At 65.3% G+C, this 21986-nt stretch carries 19 protein-coding genes; 11 read left to right on the plus strand and 8 right to left on the minus strand.

All coding sequences use genetic code 11. The features are described from left to right. Positions 1 to 83 precede the first annotated feature (83 nt). On the plus strand, positions 84 to 1313 hold the full coding sequence (locus VMI09_02165) for an MFS transporter (GenBank protein ID HTQ23470.1): 1230 nt from the start codon (positions 84 to 86) through the stop codon (positions 1311 to 1313). A gap of 15 nt (positions 1314 to 1328) precedes the next feature. Further along, positions 1329 to 1766 carry a CopD family protein gene (locus VMI09_02170; GenBank protein ID HTQ23471.1) on the plus strand — a complete coding sequence of 146 codons (438 nt, stop codon included), beginning with the start codon at positions 1329 to 1331 and terminating at the stop codon, positions 1764 to 1766. Between the two features lie 34 nt (positions 1767 to 1800). Here VMI09_02170 and VMI09_02175 read toward each other — a convergent pair whose 3' ends face one another. Then, a complete protein-coding gene (locus VMI09_02175; GenBank protein HTQ23472.1) occupies positions 1801 to 2496 on the minus strand; it encodes a hypothetical protein in 696 nt (231 codons plus the stop codon). A 241-nt stretch (positions 2497 to 2737) separates the two neighbouring features. Between VMI09_02175 and VMI09_02180 the strand changes: the two genes are divergently transcribed. After that, on the plus strand, positions 2738 to 5401 hold the full coding sequence (locus VMI09_02180; GenBank protein HTQ23473.1) for a response regulator: 2664 nt from the start codon (positions 2738 to 2740) through the stop codon (positions 5399 to 5401). Positions 5402 to 5407: 6 nt separating this feature from the next. Here the strand turns inward: VMI09_02180 and VMI09_02185 are convergent, their stop codons facing one another. Then, on the minus strand, positions 5408 to 6601 hold the full coding sequence (locus VMI09_02185) for an alanine--glyoxylate aminotransferase family protein (protein ID HTQ23474.1): 1194 nt from the start codon (positions 6599 to 6601) through the stop codon (positions 5408 to 5410). A gap of 183 nt (positions 6602 to 6784) precedes the next feature. Between VMI09_02185 and VMI09_02190 the strand changes: the two genes are divergently transcribed. Genes VMI09_02190 through VMI09_02200 form a run of 3 tightly spaced genes read left to right on the plus strand, consistent with a single transcriptional unit; the run spans position 6785 to position 10836 of the window. After that, complete coding sequence (locus VMI09_02190) at positions 6785 to 8245, plus strand: FAD-linked oxidase C-terminal domain-containing protein (protein ID HTQ23475.1); 1461 nt, start codon at positions 6785 to 6787, stop codon at positions 8243 to 8245. A gap of 3 nt (positions 8246 to 8248) precedes the next feature. After that, positions 8249 to 9508: an FAD-binding oxidoreductase gene (locus tag VMI09_02195; GenBank protein HTQ23476.1), complete on the plus strand. Its 1260-nt coding sequence runs from the start codon at positions 8249 to 8251 to the stop codon at positions 9506 to 9508. Then, entirely contained in the window at positions 9508 to 10836 is a 1329-nt protein-coding gene (locus VMI09_02200) for a heterodisulfide reductase-related iron-sulfur binding cluster (GenBank protein ID HTQ23477.1), read from the plus strand. The genes VMI09_02195 and VMI09_02200 overlap by 1 nt, the downstream gene beginning before the upstream one ends. A 118-nt stretch (positions 10837 to 10954) precedes the next feature. Here the strand turns inward: VMI09_02200 and VMI09_02205 are convergent, their stop codons facing one another. The 4 genes from VMI09_02205 to arsB form a co-directional block, all read right to left on the minus strand. Continuing rightward, entirely contained in the window at positions 10955 to 11287 is a 333-nt protein-coding gene (locus VMI09_02205) for an RNA-binding protein (GenBank protein HTQ23478.1), read from the minus strand. Between the two features lie 232 nt (positions 11288 to 11519). Beyond that, positions 11520 to 12701, minus strand: a complete 1182-nt coding sequence (locus VMI09_02210; protein ID HTQ23479.1) for a hypothetical protein — start codon at positions 12699 to 12701, stop codon at positions 11520 to 11522. A 21-nt stretch (positions 12702 to 12722) separates the two neighbouring features. After that, positions 12723 to 13139: an OB-fold domain-containing protein gene (locus VMI09_02215; GenBank protein ID HTQ23480.1), complete on the minus strand. Its 417-nt coding sequence runs from the start codon at positions 13137 to 13139 to the stop codon at positions 12723 to 12725. A 33-nt stretch (positions 13140 to 13172) separates the two neighbouring features. Then, positions 13173 to 14261: an ACR3 family arsenite efflux transporter gene (gene arsB, locus VMI09_02220; protein HTQ23481.1), complete on the minus strand. Its 1089-nt coding sequence runs from the start codon at positions 14259 to 14261 to the stop codon at positions 13173 to 13175. Between the two features lie 213 nt (positions 14262 to 14474). Here arsB and VMI09_02225 point away from each other — a divergent pair, with 213 nt between their 5' ends. From VMI09_02225 to VMI09_02245, 5 genes are all read left to right on the plus strand, one after another. Next, complete coding sequence (locus VMI09_02225; protein ID HTQ23482.1) at positions 14475 to 15302, plus strand: metalloregulator ArsR/SmtB family transcription factor; 828 nt, start codon at positions 14475 to 14477, stop codon at positions 15300 to 15302. Between the two features lie 25 nt (positions 15303 to 15327). Beyond that, a complete protein-coding gene (locus tag VMI09_02230) occupies positions 15328 to 16365 on the plus strand; it encodes an ArsJ-associated glyceraldehyde-3-phosphate dehydrogenase (GenBank protein ID HTQ23483.1) in 1038 nt (345 codons plus the stop codon). A gap of 3 nt (positions 16366 to 16368) precedes the next feature. Further along, positions 16369 to 17616 (plus strand): organoarsenical effux MFS transporter ArsJ, encoded by a 1248-nt coding sequence (gene arsJ / locus VMI09_02235; protein HTQ23484.1) that lies wholly within the window; start codon positions 16369 to 16371, stop codon positions 17614 to 17616. A gap of 81 nt (positions 17617 to 17697) precedes the next feature. After that, positions 17698 to 18798 carry a phosphate ABC transporter substrate-binding protein PstS gene (gene pstS / locus VMI09_02240; protein ID HTQ23485.1) on the plus strand — a complete coding sequence of 367 codons (1101 nt, stop codon included), beginning with the start codon at positions 17698 to 17700 and terminating at the stop codon, positions 18796 to 18798. Positions 18799 to 19281: 483 nt separating this feature from the next. Beyond that, positions 19282 to 20100 (plus strand): arsenite methyltransferase, encoded by an 819-nt coding sequence (locus tag VMI09_02245; protein ID HTQ23486.1) that lies wholly within the window; start codon positions 19282 to 19284, stop codon positions 20098 to 20100. A 5-nt stretch (positions 20101 to 20105) separates the two neighbouring features. Here the strand turns inward: VMI09_02245 and asd are convergent, their stop codons facing one another. Further along, a complete protein-coding gene (gene asd / locus VMI09_02250) occupies positions 20106 to 21185 on the minus strand; it encodes an aspartate-semialdehyde dehydrogenase (protein HTQ23487.1) in 1080 nt (359 codons plus the stop codon). 102 nt (positions 21186 to 21287) lie between these two features. Continuing rightward, positions 21288 to 21983 carry a dienelactone hydrolase family protein gene (locus VMI09_02255; protein HTQ23488.1) on the minus strand — a complete coding sequence of 232 codons (696 nt, stop codon included), beginning with the start codon at positions 21981 to 21983 and terminating at the stop codon, positions 21288 to 21290. Positions 21984 to 21986: the final 3 nt, after the last annotated feature.

Genomic DNA, 21986 nt, shown 5'->3' on the forward strand with positions numbered 1-21986 from the left:
CCGTCATAGGATTTCCTTCATCGCGATTTCCTTCATCGCGCGCCGACGGCCGAAGCCAGACCGACTCCAAACCGGGATCCCCGATGCCAACTTCGCAAACATCAAAACCCGCGCTCTCCGGCGCGAGACCCGACGGCGCGTCGCGGCTCATCCTGTTTGCGACCGTGTTCTTCGATCTGCTCGGCTTCGGCATCGTGATTCCGTTTCTGCCGATGTACGCGGCGCGCCTGGGTATCGGCGCCGGGGCGATCGGACTGCTGCTTTCGGCTTATTCGATGGCGCAGTTCATTTTCGCGCCGTTGCTCGGACGGCTTTCCGATCGGATCGGCCGCCGCCCGATCATCATGCTGGGGCTGTTCGGTTCGTCGCTGAGCTATGTGATCTATGCCTTCACGAATTCGTTTGCCGGGCTGCTGGCCTCGCGCGCCGTGCATGGCGCCTGCGCGGCCACTATCTCGACCGCGCAGGCATACGTCGCCGACACCACCGAGGAATCGAAGCGCGCGCAGGCGATGGGCATGATCGGCGCGGCCTTCGGCCTCGGCTTCGTGCTCGGACCGGCGGTCGGCGGCGTGCTCGGGGCGGTGAGCTTGCGCACGCCGGTGCTGTTCGCGGCGGCGCTGACGTTCGCCAATCTCATCTTCGCCGCCGTCCGGCTGCCCGAATCGCTCGCCCCGCGCGGGGCTGCTCGCGATACCGAGCGCAGCGCGCGCGCGGGCTTTCGATCGTCGTTCAGTTTGCCGCGGCTGCTCGGGCGTCATCGCGCGCGCGGGCTTCTGTTCGCGATCGCGTTTCTGATCACCCTCGCGATCGCGGAGCTGGAGGCGACCTTCGCGCTCACCGTGCCAGCGGTGTATGGCTACGCGGCGGCCGGGGTCGGCGGATTGCTCGCCTTCGCCGGACTGGTGCAGGCGCTCGCGCAGGGCTACCTGGTCGGCAAGCTCGTGCCGCGCACCGGCGAGGCGGCGCTGGTGACGGCCGGCGCGGCGGCGCTGGCCCTGGGCCTTGCACCGCTTGGAAGCTGGCCCTCACACGCCGCGCTTTACGGGATGCTGATTCTGATCGCGTCGGGATACGGATTCGGCACCACCGCGGTCGCCACGCTGATTTCGCGCCGCACCGCGGGCGAGCTCCAGGGTGAAGCACTCGGGCTCAACCAATCGGTGCTCTCGCTGGCGCGCGTGCTGGGCCCGATCGCGGGCGGGATGCTTTACCAGGCGAGGGGCCCTGCGGCGCCCTACCTCGCCGGCGCGGCGACGGCCGCGTTGGCGATGGTGCTGGCGTTGCGGATAAGCCATAGTCGAGCGGCCTGAGGAGGGAGCGGCACGATGGTCAATTGGACGGGCCTCATCAGATGGGTGATCGTTTTTCACCTGTTCGGAGTGATCATCTGGGTCGGCAATCTGCTGGTGATCGCTTCGATGTTGTCGCTGGCCGCGGAAGAAGTGGGAGCCGCGCGCGAGCGGCTGATCCTGATCGCGCGCCGGCTGTTTCAGATCGGATGCAATATCGGCGCGCTGACCACGGTCTTCTTCGGCATCGTCCTGATCCTGCTCGATCCCTCAGTGCTGATGCTGGGCTGGCTGCACGCGAAGCTGGTGCTAGTCCTGGTGCTGCTCTACTTCCACTATCGCCTCTACCGCCGGATCCTGAACCTGGAGAACGACCCGTCGAGCGCCTCAACCCGCGAGTTCAAGATGATCCACGGATTCGTAAGCGCACTCTTGCTGGGCATTCTCGCGCTCGCGGTGCTGAGACCGTTCTAGCGCGCAGCGATGCGCAGGGGAGAATCGCGGCCGCCTAGCGGCGCAGTTGCAGGACGCGTCTGCCGCCGCGAACTTCCGGCACGCTGGGAGCGTGCAGCGGAATTCTTCGGCCAAGCTTCGGCACGATCGGAAAGGGATTGCGAAACTGCAGAGTCCGGCCGTCGAAGGATTCGAGGCTGAGCGCGGTCGCGACGTTGACCGTCATCTCGAGCGCCAGCCCTTCGAGCACCATCGGCTGCACCCACACCTCGCCGCCTTCAAGCGTCTTCGCGTAGGGCCACTCGATAGGCACTCCCGCGCGCGAGAAGGTTTTGTAAAACGGCGTCAGATTCCGCGGTTTGAATATCGGATAGACCAGGATCGCTTGTGCTTTGCGCAAGCCCGCAAGGATGAAGCCGGCATGCCTGGCAAGCCGCGCGGCCCCCGGCGCAAGAGCCCATAACTCGCCACACTCGTATACGTCCTCGGCGGGCAGATGAGTCAGGTCCGGACGCGGATAGCTTTGCGGAAATGTTGCGAGGCTGTGAAGTACGAACCCGGCCAGCATCTCGTTCGGCGCGGACCCGGTCTCGTCATAGAGCGCGCGCACCTCGCCGTAACCAAGATGAATTTCACCAAGCGCCGAGTGGCCCGTCTCGCTGAAGCCGAGCCCTTTGCCAGCCCTGGCATGTACGAGACGGTCGGCGAACTCGCGCCGCTCATCATCCGTAGTTAGGAGCCGCAATTGCACTCGGTCACCCGCAGCTCGTCAACGACTTATCCTTCAACCGATAACACTATCTTTGTGACCTATCTTTTAGCTTAATGTTGCACGTTTGCATAGGGCTTGATGCAGAATTGTTTGCTTTAGAGTGTCAGAATAGCTGATCTGCCGCGAATTCGTTGGATTTTTTTCGGGCATGTCGATTGCAGTTAGTCGGACGCGGCCCTTTAGGGCTTTCGAAATGCGCCCATTTTTTGCTGCAAAACCTGTGGACTCCAGTCGGGGAAGCCTCAGCCTCGACCTGGCGCCCGCCCTGCCTGACGACGCGTGGGCTACCCTGCTCATTCGCGTCGGTATCGTCATCATTCTCGTGACCCAGCCGCTCCTGCTGATTTCCGAACTCAGGCTGGGCGGCACGCGGGGAGTCGATCCCTGGTTGCTCAGCGCATTTCATCTGTTCAATTTCTTCGCCGCCGTGGCCGGCCTCAGCATAAGCTGGACCCGCGGTTTTCGTGAACACTGGCGCTCGGCGGCCTTCTCGCTGTGCGCGATGCTCATCGTCAGCTCCGCCGTTATGAGTGTCGCGGCGCCGGACCGCCACGAGGCGCTGTTCGTCTCCTTGCTGTTGATCATGCTGGGCTCGGCAATGCTGGTGCCATGGGAAGCGCACTGGCAGTTGGGGCTCGGCATGCTGAGCGTTTTCGCCCTGCTGGCCAACACGCTGTTCTCCGCCCATCCCAATCTCAACATTCTCTACCACTGGCTGGGAGTGATCACGGCGGCATGTCTCTCCCAGTGCGCCGCCACCTTCGGCGTGCGCTTCCGCGAGCGGACGCAACAGTATAAGGCGCTGCGCGAACGCGATTTGCAGCTCGGCGAAAGCGAGGAAAAGTTCCGCCGCGTATTCGAGACCAGCTCCGACGCGATCGTCATCAGCCGCACCGTCGACGGCCACATCATCGACGTCAACCGCGAGTTCGTCGATCGCACGGGCTACAGCCGCGAGGAGGCCATCGGGCACCTGCCCTTGGACCTCAATCTGTGGGACGACCTCGAGCAGGCGAAATTGCTCTCCGAGGAGATAAAGACCGTCGGCTTTGCGCGCAACGTCGAGGTCCGCTTCCGAATGCGCAGCGGCGAGTCGGTGACGGCGCTGATCTCGTCGGTGCGGGCGATCATCAACGGCGAGGAGTGCGTGATCAGCACGGTGCGCGACGTGACCGAACTGCGCAAGGCGCACGAAGCGCTGGTCGCGGCGCGCGAGGTCGCGCTGGCTGCCTCGGAAGCCAAGTCGCAGTTTCTCTCGTGCATGTCGCACGAGATCCGCACTCCGCTCAACGTCATCCTCGGCTCGGCCGATCTGCTGACCGATACCCAGCTCGGGCCCGAGCAGCGCCACTATGTCGACCGCATAGTCAACAACGGCGCGAACCTGCTGGAACTCCTCAACAGCATCCTTGACCTTACCCGGGTCGAGAGCGGACAGCTCAGCCTCGAGCAGACGCCCTTTAATATCGCCGAGCTGGTCGAACGCGTCGCCGACACGCTCGCGATTCGCGCGCGCCAGACCCAGGTCGAACTCGTGGTCCGCTTCGCGCCCGATTTGCCGGCGACGCTGGTCGGCGACCCGTTGCGGCTCAACCAGGTGCTGACCAACCTGGTCGGCAATGCGCTCAAGTTTACCGAGCACGGCGAGGTCGTCGTCGCGATCGGGCGCGACACGCAAAGCCGCGAACCGGGCGCGCTGCGCTTTTCGGTAAGCGATACCGGCGTCGGCATCCCGCCCGAAAAGCTCACGTCGATCTTTTCGCCCTTCGCCCAGGCCGACTCTTCGACCACCCGCAAGTACGGCGGCAGCGGGCTCGGACTCGCGATCGTCGAGCGGCTGGTGCATTTGATGGGCGGCCGGGTGTGGGTCGAGAGCGAGATCGGCAAGGGCAGCGTCTTTCACTTCACGGCGCGTTTTGGCGTGCCGCCCGGTCTATCCGACGCGTCGGCCGGGGCCCCGATGGACCTTGGCGGAGTGCGCGTGCTGATCATGGATCGCAACGCGACCTGCCGCGCCACGATGCGCGAGATTTTCGCCGCCCGCGGCGCTTTGGTGATGGAGGCCGCGTCGGCGGACGAAGCGATGGAGGCGGTCAAGCGGGCCGCCGAGCCGTTCCAACTGGTATTCGCCGATTGCTCGCGGCCGCAGGCGGGCGGGCTTGAACTCGCGCAGCGCATCGGTGCCGACCCCGTCAAGGCGCCGGGCCTGACGGTGGCTACGGTCAGCTCCTACGACCTCTCGAAGGCCTTCGTGGGGCTGCGCGAAGCCGGCCTCGAACACTACGTGGTCAAGCCGCTCAAACGCGCCGACCTGCTCGCGGCGGCGGCTGACTTTGCACGGCGGGCGCCGGAGGCGGTCGGCCCGGCGGCTGCCCCAACCGGCGGTGCGCTCGACCAATCGGCTCATTTCGAACAGTCCACGCCGAGCGTATCGGACGGCGCCGCAGGCGCGTCCGCGCAGCCGGTTCTGGCGATCGCCGGTGAACAAGTCGCGCCCTGTCGGATACTGCTCGCCGACGATTCGCTCGACAACCGCCTGCTGATTCGCGCGTACCTCGGCAAAACCGGTTACGGACTCGACGAGGCCGAGAACGGCCAGGTCGCGGTCGACAAACTGACGAGCGGCCGCTACGACCTGGTCCTGATGGACATCCAGATGCCGGTGATGGACGGGTTCACCGCGGTGCGCCGCTTCCGGCAGTGGGAGCGCGAGCACGACACGCGCCGCACGCCAATCATCGCGCTCACCGCGTCAACCTTCGACGAAACCGTGCGCAAGGCGGTGGAGGCCGGATGCGATTCGCATCTGGGCAAGCCGCTCAAGCGCAGCACGCTGCTCAGAGTCATTCGCGAGACCGCGATCGCCAACCGGCAGGCGGCCTGAACCGCACTACGCGGCAGAACCGCTGTAGGCGCGATCGGCCGCCGCCAGCGATTTCCCGCGCGCGATCTCGAAGCCCATCGATTCCAGGATCGTCTCGAGCGCGCTCAGAACGAGCATCACGTTCTCGCGCTTGCACGACTCGCCCATCAGGCCGATCCGCCAGACCTTGCCCTTGAGCGGTCCCAGCCCGGCGCCGACCTCGATGTTGAATTTCTCGATCAGTTGCGCGCGCACCCTGGCCTCGTCGATGCCCGACGGCACCGCGACCGTGGTGAGTTGCGGCAGCCGGAAGCCCTCCTGCGCCGCGAGGCCGAGGCCCATGTTCTCGATCCCGGCCTGCAGCGCGGCCGCGTTCGCGCGATGACGCTGAAAACGCGCCTCGAGCCCCTCCTCGATCACGATCCGAAGCGCCTCGTACAGCGCATAGTTCATCGTGATCGGCGCGGTGTGATGATAGACGCGGTCGGGGCCCCAGTACTTCTCGATCAGCGAAAGGTCGAAGTACCATGAGGTGCACGGCGTCTTGCGCCGGCGCACGGCTTCCATCGCGTGCGCGCTGAAAGTCACCGGCGAGAGTCCGGGCGGCGCGCCCACGCCCTTTTGCGTGCAACTGTAACAGGCGTCGATCTGCCAGGCGTCGATCTCCAGCGGCACGCATCCAAGCGACGTCACGCCGTCGGCCACCATCAGCGCGCCGCGCGCGTGCGCCATTTTCGCGATCTCCTCGATCGGCTGATGAATTCCGGTCGAGGTCTCGGCGTGCACGACCGCGACCAGCTTGGGCGACCGCGCCGCCTTGAGCGCCTGCTCGATCCGCGCGGGCTCGACGATCCTGCCCCACTCGGCGTCCACCTGATGGATCTGCGCACCGAGCCGCGTGGCGACTTCGACCATCCGGGTGCCGAACACGCCGGCGGTGCCGATCACCACCTCGTCGCCCGGCTCGATCAGGTTCGCCATCACGGTCTGCATCCCGGCCGAGCCGGTGCCGGAAACCGGGAAGGTGATCTCGTTGTCGGTGCGGAACACCATCCGCAGCATCTTCTTGATGTCGTCCATCACCCTGACGAAGTCGGGGTCGAGATGGCCGACCACCGGCGACAACATCGCCTTCATCACGCGCGGATGAACGTTCGAGGGGCCCGGCCCGAGCAGGACGCGTGCGGACGGTTGCAACTCCGGAAACGAGGAACTTGCCAAAGGCGGTCTCCTTCAAGCGCCGCGGGCTCAAGCGGCGCCCGTAAGCGCGGTCTTTCGCCGGCGGCCGATTTTCGCTGAGCTTCATTATTGACCGGCACCGGCACGCATGGCAAAAGCGCGCCGGAAAGCATGGCGCTCGATAATTCGGAACGACGCGGCACGGTCGTGCTAGAGTAACGGGCCGTGGCAACCCCCGTGAGCGCATCGCAATTCGCGGCCGAACTGCCCGGACTCGCCGAGGAACTGGCCGCGATCGTCGGCACGGATGGCGTCGTCTCGCACCTGAGCGAGCTCGCCGTGTACGAGTGCGACGGCTGGACGATCGGCAAGAGCACGCCCGATCTCCTGGTCCTGCCGCGGACCACGGCGCAGGTCAGCGGCGTGCTGGCGGCGCTCGCGCGGCGCGGCGTGCCCTTCGTGCCGCGCGGCGCTGGCACCGGGCTTTCCGGCGGATGCCTGCCGCTCAATGCGCCGGTGATGATCTGCACCTCGCGCATGAACCATATCCTCGCCTGCGATCTGGCCAACCGCCGCGCCGTGGTCGAAAGCGGCGTGGTCAATATCAACGTGACCAATGCGGTCAAGGCGGCCGGTTATTTCTACGCGCCCGACCCGTCCTCGCAGGCCGCATGCACGATCGGCGGCAATATCGCCGAGAACTCCGGCGGCCCGCACACGCTCAAGTACGGGGTGACCACCAACCACGTGCTGGGAGTCGAGCTGGTACTGGCGGGCGGCGAGGTCGTCGAGCTGGGCGGGCCGGCCGACGAGCGCATGGGCTACGATCTGCTCGGCGCAGTGGTCGGCGCCGAGGGCACAGCGGGAATCGTCACCCGCGCGACGCTCCGGCTCATGCGCGAACCGCAGGCGCATCGCACGATGCTCGCGGTTTTCGCCGACGTCGAACGCGCGACCGCGGCGGTGAGCGCGATTATCGCCGCCGGAATAATTCCCGGCGCGATCGAAATGATGGACGCGCTCATCATCCGCGCGGTCGAGGCGGCGTTCCATGTCGGCTTCCCCGCCGGCGCCGGCGCCGTGCTGATCGTCGAGATCGACGGGCTCGAGGCCGGGCTTAACGAGCGCGCCGCGAGCATCGCGCGCCTCGCCACCGAGATGGGCGCGGCCGAAGTGAAGCTCGCGCGCGACGAGGCCGAGCGCGCGCTCCTGTGGAAGGCGCGCAAGCGCGCCTTCGGCGCGGTCGGCCGCCTCGCGCCCAACTACGCCACGCAGGACGGCGTGGTGCCGCGCACGCGCCTGCCCGACATCCTGCGCGTCATCGCGATGCTCAGCCGCGGCTACAATCTCGCGATCGGCAACGTCTTCCACGCCGGCGACGGCAATATCCATCCGATCGTGCTCTACGACGAGCGGGATCCTGACCAGGTGCGGCGCGCGATCGAAGTCGGGCGCGAGATTCTCAAAGCCTGCGTCGAGATGGGCGGCAGCCTGACCGGCGAGCACGGAATCGGAGTCGAAAAGCAGGACGAAATGCCGCTCTTGTTCGCGCCCGACGATCTGATGGTCATGAATGACCTGCGCCGCGTGTTCGATCCCAACGGACACGCCAATCCCAACAAGGTCCTGCCGCAGCCCGGCGGCTGCGTGGAAGTCGCCGCCCCGCGCCGCCAGGCCCCGCTCTAGCCGGTGAGCGACGCCTCCTTCGACAGGGCCGAAGACGCTATCCGCCGGCTGCTCGGCGCCGAGGCCGTGCGCGCGCCGCGCGAACGCGAATCCCGCTGCGCGCGGATCGTTGCCGAGCCGTGCGACGCGGAACAGATCGCCGCGATCGTTCGCGTCTGTGAAGCCGAGCGCATCGCGCTCGCACCGCTTGGCGCCGCGCGCACGCTCGCAGAAATCCGCCACACGCCGGTGATGCTCGGCGTCTCGCTCGCGCGCATGGACCGCGTCGTCAGCCACGAACCTGAAGACATGACGGTGATCGCGGAGGCAGGCCTGACGCTCGGCGCCCTCAACCGGCGCCTGGCCGAGCACGGGCAGCGCCTGCCGCTCGATCCCCGCGGCCTGGGCGAAACCGCGCTCGGCGCGCTGCTTGGCGCGGCGCAGGCCGGCCCGCTCAGGCTCTCCGAAGGGACGCCGCGCGACCTGCTGATCGGAGTTCGTTTCGTAGGCCGCGAGGGACGCACGGTGCACGGCGGCGGCCGCGTGGTCAAAAACGTGGCCGGCTATGATTTGATGAAGGTGATGACCGGATCGTTCGGAACGCTCGGAGTGATCGTCGAGGCCGCTTTCAAGCTGCGCCCGATTCCGGAAGGTTACACGGCGGCTGTTGCACCGTTCGCGCGCGCCTCGAGCGCATTCGCGGCGGCGGCCAGGCTCTGCGACGCGCTGCCGCTCCTGCATGCCGAGGTTTTGAGCCCCGTGCTCGCGGCGCGCTTTGGCTATCCCGGAGTGTTTGCGCTGATCGCCGCGATCGCGGGCAACGCTCCGGAACTGGAGTATCAGCGCGGCTCTTTGCGCGCGCTCGACGGCGTCGCTTTGTTTGACGGCCCGCGCGCCGGGGCAATTTACGAGCAATTGCGCGACCTCGAATTTGCGCCCGCCGCGATCGCCGCGCAACTCGCGACCGCGCCGGGCGAGCTTGGCCGCTGCGTCGAGAGCATCGGCGCGGAGTTCCGCGCGCACGCGGGATGCGGCGTCGCGCAGATTTTCCTGGGCGGCGAGGTTGATCTCGCCGGCGCGCGCGAGACGGTCGCGCGATGGCGTTCGGCCGCACGCGCCGCGAAGGGCCATCTGCGAATCCTCGCCGCCGCGCCGGCGCTAAGACCGGAGCTGGATTTTTTCGACGCGCCGCCGCCCGGCGTGCTCAACCTGATGCGCCGGCTCAAGGCCGCATTCGATCCGTCTGGAGTTTTCAACCCCGGATGCTTCGTCGGGGGAATCTGATGGCCGCGGCGGAGAAACAGGCGGCCGCCGTCCGGCGCGGACCGATGCGCGACGTGGTCGATTACGAGCTCCTGTTCGACTGCGTGCACTGCGGGCTCTGCCTCGAGTCCTGCCCGACCTACCTGTTGACCCGCTCCGAGATGGACTCTCCGCGCGGGCGTATCTACCTGATGAAATCGCTCGCCGAGGGGCGGATGGCGCTCGACGACGACGCCGTGCGCCATCTCGATTCGTGCCTGGGATGCCGCGGATGCGAGACCGCGTGTCCCTCGGGCGTTCATTATGGACGGCTCCTGGAGCGGGCGCGCGATTACGTCGAGCGCAACCATCGGCGCGGCGCGATCGACGCGATTCGCCACACGGCGATCCGCTCTATCTTTCCCTATCCGGGGCGCCTGCGCGCGATGCTGTTGCCGCTGCGCGCCGCCGAGCGGTTAAAGATGCGCGGCCTGCTCACGCGCCTGTTGCCGCGCGCGTTACGCGAGTGGATCGAGCTGGTGCCGGAGCAGGGCGGACCCGCGCCGGTTTATCCAAATAATGCGCCGCATAGTGCGCGCGAAGCGGCGCCGACGATCTCCGCCGGCCCCGTCGCCGTGGTGCATCACGGATGCGTCGCGAAGGTGCTGACGCCCTCGGAGAATCTCAACACGGAGCGCGCGCTTAAGGCTGCCGGCTATCGCGTCGTGCAGCTTGCACCCGCGGTCTGTTGCGGCGCGCTCGACCTGCATGATGGCAACCTCGGGCGCGGGCTCGATTTCGTACGGCGCAACGTGCGGGCGCTCAAGGCGTCGGGCGCAGAGGCGATCGTTTCAGCGGCCTCAGGATGCACCGCGGCGATCGCGTCATACGGCGAGTTATTGAAGGATGATCCGGAACTGGGCGCCGACGCGCGCGAGGTTTCGTCGCGCGCGACCGATCTGAGCACGCTCCTGCTTGCGCGCGACGCCAAGCCGGAGGGCCGGCTCGATTGCACGGTCACCTACCATGACTCGTGCCATCTGGCGCACGGGATGGGCGTGCGTGAGGGGCCGCGCAAGCTGCTCGGCGCGATCGCAGGCGTGCGGCTGGTCGAGATGGCGGAATCCGATCTTTGCTGCGGTTCAGCCGGGAGCTACAACCTGCTCGAGACCGCGATGGCGCATGAGCTGGCGCGGCGCAAGGCCGACAATATCGAGGCAACAGGCGCCGACTATGTCGTGCTGGGGAATCCCGGATGCGAATTTCAGATCGCAGCGGAGCTGCGCCGGCGCGGCTCACGTATCCGAGTGATGCATGTGGCGAATTTTCTCGCGCTCGCTGCAGCCGCGGGCGCGAAAGAGAATCCCTGACAGACGGGCTGTCGCGTCGAACGCGCGCCGCCGCTTGTCTTTGGCAAGCGGCGTGCGCTTGCGCTTATGAAACGTGCGGGGGCGGTTTGGGCCCGCCCCCGCTTGAATCCTTTTGTTGTTACCAGCGATCGCGGCCGCGATTGCCGCCGCCGCCGCCTCGATTTCCGCCCCCGCCACGATTGCCGCCGCCGCCGAAGCTCGACTCGCGGGGCTTCGCCTCGTTCACCTTGATGTTGCGGCCCTTCAGCTCGGTCTCGTTGAACTGCTGAATCGCCTTGGCCGCCTCTTCGTCGTTAGACATCTCGACAAAACCGAACCCCTTGGACTGCCCGGAAAACTTGTCGGTGATGATCGCGACGCTCTGCACCTGTCCCACCTGGGAAAAGAGTTGCTGCAGGTCGTCGTTGGACACTGCGTAGGCCAGATTGCCTACGTACAATTTGCTGGGCATCGTTGCCCTCCGTTGGTATTTGTCGGGAAGCTCTCGAACAGAGAACCCGGGCTAATTCCCGGGCAGTTGATAGGGAACACTCCGACCGTTCACACCATTAAGCGTATGCGTTTCAGCGGGGCAATGGAAGCCCCCCCCGGCGGCGCTCGGCTACGGATCTTTCAAGACATCTGGCAAGACATCCGGTGGCAAAACATCTGGCAAGAGATCTGGCAATGCATTTTGCAGCTTGTCACGGATCGCGCGTAACCACGATTCCGCTGCCGCGCATCATCGGCGAACCGTCGAGCGCGCACACCGCCGCCGCATCCGGCACCTGGCGGCGCTCGGCGCGGTCGGTCACCTGGAATACCGCCTCGGCGATATGCCCCATTCCGTGCAATCGGCCCTCGCTGAGGCTCCCGCCGAACGTATTAACCGGCAGCTCGCCTTCAAGCGCGATTCGGCCGTCCTGGATGAAGGCGTAGGCCTCGCCGCGTTTGCAGAAGCCTGCCGCCTCGAGCCAGTAGAGCGCCGAAGGCGCGAAGCCGTCGTATAACTGCGCGGCATCCATGTCGGCCGGAGCGAGGCCCGCCGCCGACCACAGCTTGCTCGCGAGCGATTGCCCGTTGGCGATGTAGTCGTCGAGGGTGTAGAAGAGCAGGCTCCGGCGGCTTGCTGTGTTCTGGCCGCAGCCGGCGATATAGGCGGGCGGATGGCGCAGATCGCGCGCGCGCTCGGCGCTGGTCATCACCAGCGCGACGCAGCCTTCGACCGGCACGTCACAATCGAAGAGGCAAAACGGCTCGGCGATTGGCCGCGCGGCCATGTAGTCGTCGAGCGTCATCGGCTTGGAATAAAAAAAGGCGCGCGGATTCAAATTGGCATTGCGCCGCGAGTTTACCGCGAGCGTGCCCAGGTGCTCGCGCCGGGCGCCATACTGATGCATATAGCGCCGCCACGCCATCGCGTGCGACTGGATGACGCTGATGCATCCGTACGGCGCAAGGAACTGCGCGTCGCCGCCGGCGCGCGCGCCGGTGAACGCGCCGTAAGTGCGCGGCTGGTGCAGCGCGCGCCAGATCAGCACGTAGTCGCACGCGCCGGCCAGCAGCGCGTGCACGCCCTCGATCACCGGCGCCGCGATCATCCCGGTCTCGATCTGCGCGTACCATCGCACTTCCGGCGCGAGCGCCAGATGGTTGACGATCCATGCGACGCTCACGATATCGACGCCGTCGCGCGTTCCCGCGCCCAAAAACGGCGCTTCGGGATAGGTCGCAAGCCCGTCGATCTGCTGCGGCGCAAGTCCGGCGTCGGCGATCGCTTCGCGGCAGGCGTCGAGCGCGAGCAGTCCAAGCGGCCGATTTGACTGGCGCGTCAGCTCCGAATAGCCGATCCCGACGATCGCGGTTTTACCCCTGCCCTGCCACATCACGGCGTGTCCCTCGTGCGCTCAGACCGGCCTGAATTGGGCGAGCGTCAGACCGCCGCCGCGCTCTTCAAACCATATTTCGGCACGGCCGCCGATTCGGATCTTATTCAGTTCCGCGTGCGGCAGGTTGGAGACCATGAAGAGCAACGGCTGCTCCTCGAGCTCGACCACGATATTGACGTACGGAACCTCGCTCTCGAAGCCGGCGACGCTGCGCTGATGCATCACGGTAAACGTGTAAATGATGCCGCGGCCGGAGACTGGCGCGAACGCAAGGCGCTGCGAGGAGCAGCGATCGCAGGTCGGACGCGGCGGATGGTTGTAATATCCGCACTCGGCGCATCGCTGCACCGCGAGCCGATGCTCTTTGGCCGCGTCCCAGAAGGGTTCGGAAATTTCGTCGGCGACCGGAACGGGTTTTTCGCGAGGCTCCGTCACGCCTCCGTGTATAGCAGGTCCAGGGCTCCGCTGTCAGCGCTCGGCGGCGCCAATCGTGTCGCAGCATTCAGCCGCCGCAAGCCTTGCGCTCGAAGCGGGAAAATAAATCTCGCCCGCCCATCGCGCGACGCCGACCAGACCGATCATCACCGGCACTTCGATGAGCGGTCCGATCACCGCGGCGAAGGCGGCGCCGCTGTCGATACCGAAAGTCGCGACTGCCACCGCGATCGCGAGCTCGAAGTTGTTCGAGGCTGCGGTGAACGAAAGCGTCGCGGTTTGCGGATAGGTGGCGCCGGCCTTATAGCTGAGTACGAATGAGAGGGCGAACATGATCGCGAAATAGAGCAGCAGCGGAATCGCGATTCGCACCACGTCGAGCGGCAGCCGCACGATCGCCTCGCCCTTGATCGAAAACATCACGACGATCGTGAAGAGCAGGAAAATCAACGTCAGCGGGCCGATCTTCGGGATGAAGCGTTGCCGATACCACGCCTTGCCCTTGAGCGCGGTCAGAATTTTCCAGCTCGCGAACCCCGCGGCGAACGGCACGCCGAGATAGATGCCGACGCTTTCGGCTATATCGCCGATCGTCACGTGCACCACCACTCCGCCGAGGCCGAGCCATCGCGGCAGCACGGTCGTGAAGACGAACGCGTAGATCGAAAAGAACAGCACCTGGAAAATCGAGTTGAACGCCACCAGGCCCGCGCAGTAGTCGTTGTCGCCGCAGGCGAGGTCATTCCACACGACCACCATCGCGATGCATCGCGCGAGCCCGATCATGATGAGGCCGGCCATGTATTCCGGCCGATCGCGCAGAAAAACGATCGCCAGCGCGAACATCAGGATCGGCCCGATAATCCAGTTCTGCACCAGCGAGAGGCCCAGGATCTTCCAGTCGCCAAAGACGTCGCCCAACTCGTCGTAGTTCACCTTCGCGAGCGGCGGATACATCATCAGGATGAGCCCCGCCGCGATCGGCAGCGACGTCGTGCCGACGCTCAGGCGGTCGAATGCCGCCTTGATCCCCGGCCGCGCGTAGCCCAGCGCGACGCCCGCGGCCATCGCGAGGAAGATCCAAAGCGTAAGGTAGCGGTCGAGAAACGATAACCTTCGCAACGCGGGAGCGCTGGACAGAGTCAAACTGGCCCTCATTCTTGTAACTCCAAAACTTCGAAGCCGTGAGCAGCCGATCCTGCCATCACTCGGCCTCGGAACGAAGCTGTCGGCATCTCGCGCGGCGTCAGCGATAAATCGCGAGAATTAACCTAGCCTAAATGTTCAATCATCAACGCCTTGATGATATTTCAATTCCTCCATATATATGGAACTATGAATAAGATTGCTATCATAAGCGCCTTGGGCGCCCTGGCCCAGGAAACCCGGCTTGAGATCCTGCGGCTGCTGGTCGATCGCGGGCCTGAAGGAATGCCGGCGGGACAGATCGGAAGCCGGCTCAAGCTGCCGTCACCCACGCTCTCCTTTCACCTCAATCAATTGCGGCACGCGGGGCTGGTCGATTCCCGACGGCATAGCCGGCTCGTCATTTACGCCGCGAAATTCCGCACGATCGAAAGCCTTCTCGACTACCTGACCGAGAATTGTTGCGCCGAGCGGCCCTTGAAGACGGCTCCGCCGCCGTATCCGGCCTCCGCGCCGCCCGGGGGCCGGTACAACGTGCTTTTTCTCTGCACGCGAAACTCCGCGCGCAGCGTGATGGCCGAGTGCCTGATGAACCGATGGGGCGAGCAAAGGTTCCGCGCTTTCAGCGCAGGCAGCAACCCGCGCGGCGAAGTTCATCCGCTGACCCTGCAGGTGCTTAGGCGATTCGGTTACGAGACCGATGGACTGAGCAGCAAAAGCTGGAATGAATTCGCACGGCCCGCAAGCGCGAAACTCGATTTTGTTTTTACCCTCTGCGATCGCGCAGCGGCCGAGACGTGTCCGGCATGGCCGGGTCAGCCGGTAAGGGCGCACTGGGGCGTCGAAGACCCGGTCGCGGTCGTCGGAGTTGCCGCCAGGCGAAAGGCGTTCGTGAAGACCTATAGCGAGCTCGAGCAGCGGATTCGGATTTTCGCGGCTCTGCCGGTCGAAGTGCTTGAACGTTTCGCCCTCGAGCACTGGGTCGCGGAGATCGGCAAGTTGCGTATCGCGGCCTGACCGCGTTTTTCGACGGGGAACCAGCATGTCCGTACGGGTGGGAATCAACGGGTTCGGACGCATGGGCCGGCTGGCCATGCGCGCCGCATCGGGCAACCGCCAGATCGAAATCGTTCATATCAACGAGCTTAGGGGCGGCCCTGAGACGGCTGCACACCTGCTCGAATTCGACAGCGTGCACGGCCGCTGGCCGGCCGCGATATCCGCGGCGCCAAACAGTCTCACGGTGAACGGAGGACGCATCGGGTACAGCGCTTTCGGCGCACCCAACGAAGCGCCATGGGACCGGGCCGGCGTCGAGATCGTCCTCGAATGCACGGGCAAATTCCTTACCGCCGAGACTCTCGGGCTGTACTTCGAGCGCGGCGTCCGCAAGGTGATCGTCGCCGCCCCGGTCAAGCAAGGCGCGCTGAACATCGTGATGGGCGTCAACGATCGCCTGTACGATCCCGAGCGGCATCACATCGTCACGGCCGCTTCGTGCACGACTAATTGCCTGGCTCCGGTGGTGAAGGTGGTGCACGAGCGATTCGGCATCCGGCACGGCGTCATCACGACGATCCACGACGTGACCAACACGCAGACGGTGGTCGATCTGGGCCACAAGGATCTTCGGCGGGCGCGATCGGCGCTGATGTCATTGGTGCCGACGACCACCGGGTCGGCCACGGCTATCGGCCTTATCTATCCCGAGCTCCAGGGAAAGCTGAACGGGATGGCAGTGCGCGTTCCGCTTCTGAACGCGTCGCTCACCGATTGCGTCTTCGAGGTGGCGCGGCCCGTGACCGCGGCGGAAGTAAATGATCGGTTGAAAGACGCGGCCCAGGATGAGCTGCGCGGCATTTTAGGCTTCGAGGAGCGCCCGCTGGTCTCGGTCGACTTCGTCAACGATCCGCGATCGTCGATCGTGGACGGGCCGTCGACGATGGTCGTGGACGGGACGCAGCTCAAAATCGTGGCCTGGTACGACAACGAATGGGGTTACGTGAACCGGCTGATCGAATTGGCGGCCAAGGTCGCCGCCAGTATGCCGTCAACGCTGCGCAAGGCGGCCGCAATCTAAGCGATGAACAGCGCCGTCCGTAATTACGCGCTCGTCACCGGCGCCTACTGGGGCTTCACGCTCACCGACGGCGCCCTCCGGATGCTGGTGCTGCTGCATTTCGATCGACTGGGATACAGCGCCGTCGAAATCGCCTTCCTGTTCCTCTTCTACGAGTTCTTCGGCATCGTCACCAATCTGCTCGGCGGCTGGATAGCCGCCCGATCCGGCTTGAAGGTCACGCTGTACGGCGGCTTGCTGCTGCAAATCGGAGCGTTGATCATGCTCGCGCTGTTGCAGCCGAGCTGGTCCCGCCTGGCGTCCGTCGCGTACGTGATGGCGGCGCAGGCGCTGTCGGGCATCGCCAAGGATCTCACGAAGATGAGCGCGAAGAGCGCGATCAAAGTCGTCGTTCCCGAGGGCGAAGACGGCGCGCTGTTCAAGTGGGTCGCACGGCTCACGGGCTCGAAGAACGCGCTCAAGGGTGCGGGCTTTTTCATGGGCGCCGCGCTCCTGGCGAAGCTCGGCTTCGTCGGCTCGCTGCTCATGATGGCCGGGGGGCTGCTCGCGGTGCTGATGGGTACCGTCGTCGCGCTTCCGGGCGGGATCGGGAAGGCCAAATCGAAAGTCAAATTCACGACCCTCTTTTCGAAGAGCGCCGCGATCAACTGGCTCTCGGCCGCGCGGTTCTTCCTCTTCTCGGCCCGCGACGTATGGTTCGTCGTCGGATTGCCGGTCTTCCTGGCCTCGACGCTTGGTTGGAGCCTCATGCGGGTTGGAGCTTTTGTCGCCGCCTGGTTCATCGGCTACGGCATGATCCAGGCGATCGTCCCCGAGATTCTGCGCCAATCGGGCGCGCGTCAGGGAGTGACGGGAGACACCGCCCGTCTGTGGGCCTTCATACTGACGATGATTCCCGCCGCCCTCGCCCTGGTGCTCCAGCTTCAAGCGAGGCCCGCTCCGGCGCTGATGATCGGGCTCGCTCTGTTCATGATCGTTTTCGCGATCAACTCGGCGGTGCATTCGTATCTTATTCTTGCCTACTCGCATGACGACGAGGTCGCGACCAACGTCGGCTTTTACTACATGGCGAACGCGGGCGGCCGCCTTCTCGGCACGGTTTTGTCCGGGGTGATCTTCGAGTTCTACGGCTTCGTCGGCTGCCTGGTGGCGTCGGCGCTCCTGGTGCTCGCCGCGAGCCTGTTGTCCTTCAATCTGCCGCGGGCGCGCGCGATCCCGCTGACCGTCAAACTGGCGGACGCCGAATCATGATTTCAGGCCGGAGCAGCTCGACGCGGTACCGCACTAGAGCGCGCGCAGCGAATTCTCTTGCGCTCGATGGAGTTGATTCCCATGGCAAGCAAAACCCTGTCGCTATTGGCCGCCGCGTTTTTCGCGATGTTCCTTCAGGTCTCGTTCCTGCCAGTCGCCGCAGCCGGGAACGATCGCCTGCTGATCAAAGGCGACGGTTCAACCTTCGCGTACCCGATGTATCGCAAGTGGATCGAAGAGTACGAGAAGGAAAATCCCTCGGTCCATCTGACCTACGTTTCAAACGGCTCCGGCGCCGGCATCCACGACATCATGATGGGCACGGTCGATTTTGCCGGTACGGACGGCCCGCTGAACAAGACGCAGATGCTGGACTTCAGCACGCATCGAGCGTGTGACGTTCTGCATTTTCCGATGGCTCTGGGAGCCGACGTGCCGATCTACAATCTGCCTGGAGTGACTCAGGCCCTGCACTTCACTCCGCAGGCGCTGGCCGGCATCTATCTCGGGACGGTCACCCGATGGAACGATCCGGAAATCGCGAGCGCCAATCCGAATGTCGCGCTGCCCAAACATGAGATCGTTGTCGTTCGCCGCCAGGACGGCAGCGGAACCACGTACGTGTGGACCGATTACTTGAGCAAGGTAAGTTCCGACTGGCGACAGCGGGTAGGCACAGGGATTTCGGTCAATTGGCCGGTGGGCGTCGCCGCGAAGGGCAATGCCGGCGTCGTTCGCACGGTCGCCGCCACGCCTTTTTCGATCGGATACTCCGAACTCACCTACGCCATCCAGAATGGATTAACTTACGGAAGCGTCGCCAACCGCAGCGGCCGATTTATCGAAGCCAATCTCGCGAGCGTCACCGCCGCGGCGGCCGGCGTCGCCGGCGCCATGTCTGCGGATTTCAGGGTGTCGATCACCGACGCGCCCAGCACGGATGCTTATCCTGTTTCCAGCTTCACCTGGATGCTCGTGCCGTCAGTTATAGGCGACGCGCAAAAGCGCACCGCCATCATGGAATTCATCCATTGGGGCCTGAGCAAGGGCCAGGATTATCTGGAACCGCTGTCTTATGCGCGGCTTCCGGAAGCCGTCGTCGCGCAGGAAGAAAAGGCCGTCGCCCGGATCAAGCTGATCAGCACTGACGTCGCCCTTCAGACGAAGCCGCTTTTCCGGTGATCTGCGCTGCGGCCGGGACCCTTCTTCCCCTTGCTCGTCTTCATATTTCTATGCTACTAGAAATATCGTAATGGACCGGCGAGTCGAACAGTTCGACGCCCTGGGGCAAGATGACCGGCTCCAAATCTTTCGCCTTCTCGTCCGTGCCGGGCCCGACGGCAAGTGCGTTGGCGAGATCAAGCGGCGGCTCAAGATGCCGGGTTCAACGCTATCTCACCACCTCGACACCCTGACGCGCTCCGGCCTGCTCAGCGCGCGACGCTCCGGACGTTTTATCTACTACGCGGTAAACTGGCGCGAGACCGCAGCGCTGATTCGGTTTCTCACCGAAGATTGCTGCGCCGAGATGCATTTGAGGTTGGACCAGGCCGCTTCGGAACCGTCCGATACGGGCGACGGCAGGCGCGGCCGATGCTGCAATGAGAACCAACGAGCCGCCGCAAACGGTGTACGCGTGCGGCCCAAATCCTCCGGAGGCGCAAAATGGATGACCAATCTTCGATAAAGGACCAGGTGCGAGAGAACTACGCGCGCGCGGCGCGACGCGTCGCGCGCCAGCAGAGCGGCGGCGGATGCTGCGGCACCGCCGCGCCCTGCGGCAATCCGATAACCTCGAACCTCTATAACGACAGCGAGACCGGGGCGCTGCCGGCGGAGGCAGTCGCCGCCTCGCTCGGATGCGGCAATCCAACCGCGCTCGCCGAGTTGAAGGCGGGCGAGACCGTGCTCGACCTCGGCTCCGGCGGGGGAATCGACGTCCTGCTCTCGGCGCGCCGCGTCGGACCCGCCGGCAAGGCCTACGGCCTCGACATGACGGACGAGATGCTGGCACTCGCGCGCGAGAATCAGCGCAAGGGCGGGGTGGAAAACGTCGAGTTCTTAAAGGGCGAGATCGAAAACATCCCGCTGCCCGACAATTCTGTGGACGTGATCATCTCGAACTGCGTGATCAATCTTTCCGGCGACAAGGATCGCGTGCTGGCGGAGGCGTTTCGCGTGCTGCGGCCGGGCGGGCGCTTCGCCGTCTCCGACGTGGTGGTGCGCGGCGAGGTTCCTCCAGCGATCCGGCGCAGCGTCGAGCTGTGGATCGGATGCGTCGCGGGAGCGCTCGAGGAGTCCGAATACCGCGCGAAACTGAAGAGCGCCGGGTTCGCCGCGGTCGAGGTCGAGCCGACCCGGATCTATCGCGCCGAGGACGCGCGGCAGTTTTTTGCCGACGCGAATCTCGAACTTGAAAAGGTGGCGCCGCTGGTCGACGGCAAGTTCATGAGCGCCTTCATCCGCGCCCGCAAGCCGCTCTGAACGCGCTACGCGAGGTAGCCCGCGTGCTGCAGGTACTCGGCGAGCAGCACCGCGCCGCGTCCCGCGCCCATCGCCGTGTTGTGCGTGACCAGGAGGTACTTGACCCCATTGGGCAGGACCTCGTCGGCGCGGATGCGCCCGACCGACGTCGTCATCCCACGGTCGGCGTCGCGATCGAGCCGCGGCTGCGGACGCATCGGATCGCGATGCACGGTGATCATGCGCTTTGGCGAGTTGGGCAGGCCGAGCGCGGTGAAGTCGCGCCCAAAGCTCTCGAACGCCTCGCCGACCGCCTCGATCGCGACCGCCTTTTTGAGCGACGCCGCAACGGCCTCGGTGTGCCCGTTGAGGACGGCGGCGCGCGTGCAGGTTGCGCTGACGCGCAGCGGTAACTCCGCTATTCCACCCTCGGCCATCCGCCCGAGGATTTTGCGGGTCTCGATCATCACCCGCTCCTCTTCGCGCGGAATGAACGGAATGACGTTCTCCACGATGTCGAGCGCGGCGAGGTCGCGCCCGGCACCCGAGATCCCCTGCATCGTCGTGACCATCGTGGCCTCGACGCCGAAGCGCGCATCCAGCGCCTTGAGCGTAATCGCAAGCCCGGTTGCGGTGCAGTTGGGCAGCGTCGCGATATAGCCTTTCCATCCGCGCCGCCGCCGCTGCTCGTTCACGAGCGCCAGATGGTCGAGGTTGACGCCCGGAATGAGGAGCGGGACATCGGGTTCCATCCGGTGAGGCCGCGCGGTGCTGATAGTCGGAACGTGGGCGGCGTAAATCGGCTCGAGTTCGCGCGCCGCTTCGGATTCGACCGCGGCGAAGACCACGCCGATTCCATTGAGGCTCAGCGATTTCGCGTCCTGCACCTCGAGCCCCAGCGCCTCGGCCGGCGGCTCGCAGCCGCCGACGTACCATCGCCGTATCCCGCTTTGCGCGTCGCTTATCGCATCGGCAAAGGTCTTTCCGGCCGAGCGCTCGGAGGCGGCGAGCGCCGCAATTTCGAACCAGGGATGTCCGTCGAGGGCGGCCAGCACCTGCTGGCCGGCAATTCCGGTCGCACCAACGATTGCAGCTTTGATCTTCATCTAAACGGCCGAGTTCCTGCAAATTCCTGAAACTCCGGGGCTAAGAGATTATAGATGCCCGGTGGCGCGATCCATACGGCTGCAGCGCCTTGGCGGAGCCTGTCAAAGATGAGCGAGCAGCCAGTCGCGGACGGTTTCCATCAATTCGTCGGGTGCTTCGCTGAAGCGATGGCCGACGCCGGGAAAAAGCTTCAGCGTCCGCGGCTCCTGCGCGCGCTCATAGAGCCGCTCGGAACATTCGTGCGGCAAGATCGTGTCCGCGGCGCCGTGCAGGAGCAGCAGCGGGCGCGGCGCCAGCTCGGCCACCACGTGCGCGCCGTACAGTTGGCTCGAGACCGCGATCACCGTCGCAACCGCCGGCGCGAGCGTGCCCGCGTTGATCGCGACCGCGCCGCCGAAGGAGTGGCCGATGAGCGCCGCGCGCTCGTGATGCGTCGCTTTCGCAAACGCGAGACCCGCCATCGTGTCGAGCACGCATTCGCCGAACTCGTTGGGCATCCGGTAGTTGAGCCGCACCACCGCGATCCCGCGCGCCGGCATCTCCTCGCCGAGCCGCACATACAGCTTTGCGGGGCCGTCGAATCCGCCAAGCGCGCCGCTGATACATACGACGGCGCGGCCGGGCGCCTGCGCCTCGTGCGCGCCCCGCGCACCTTGCTCCTCATGTACGATTAGCGGGATTTCGCCGCGCGTGGTGAGAAGCTTGAGGCCCTGCCCGCCGGCAAGCTCGCCTCCGGGCGGCTGCGCACCCGGCTCGATCCCGACGATACGCAGGCTTAGTTCTTCGTCGTCGCTCATCGG

This window comes from Candidatus Binataceae bacterium (assembly GCA_035500095.1).
In the GTDB taxonomy this organism is placed as follows: domain Bacteria; phylum Desulfobacterota; class Binatia; order Binatales; family Binataceae; genus JAKAVN01.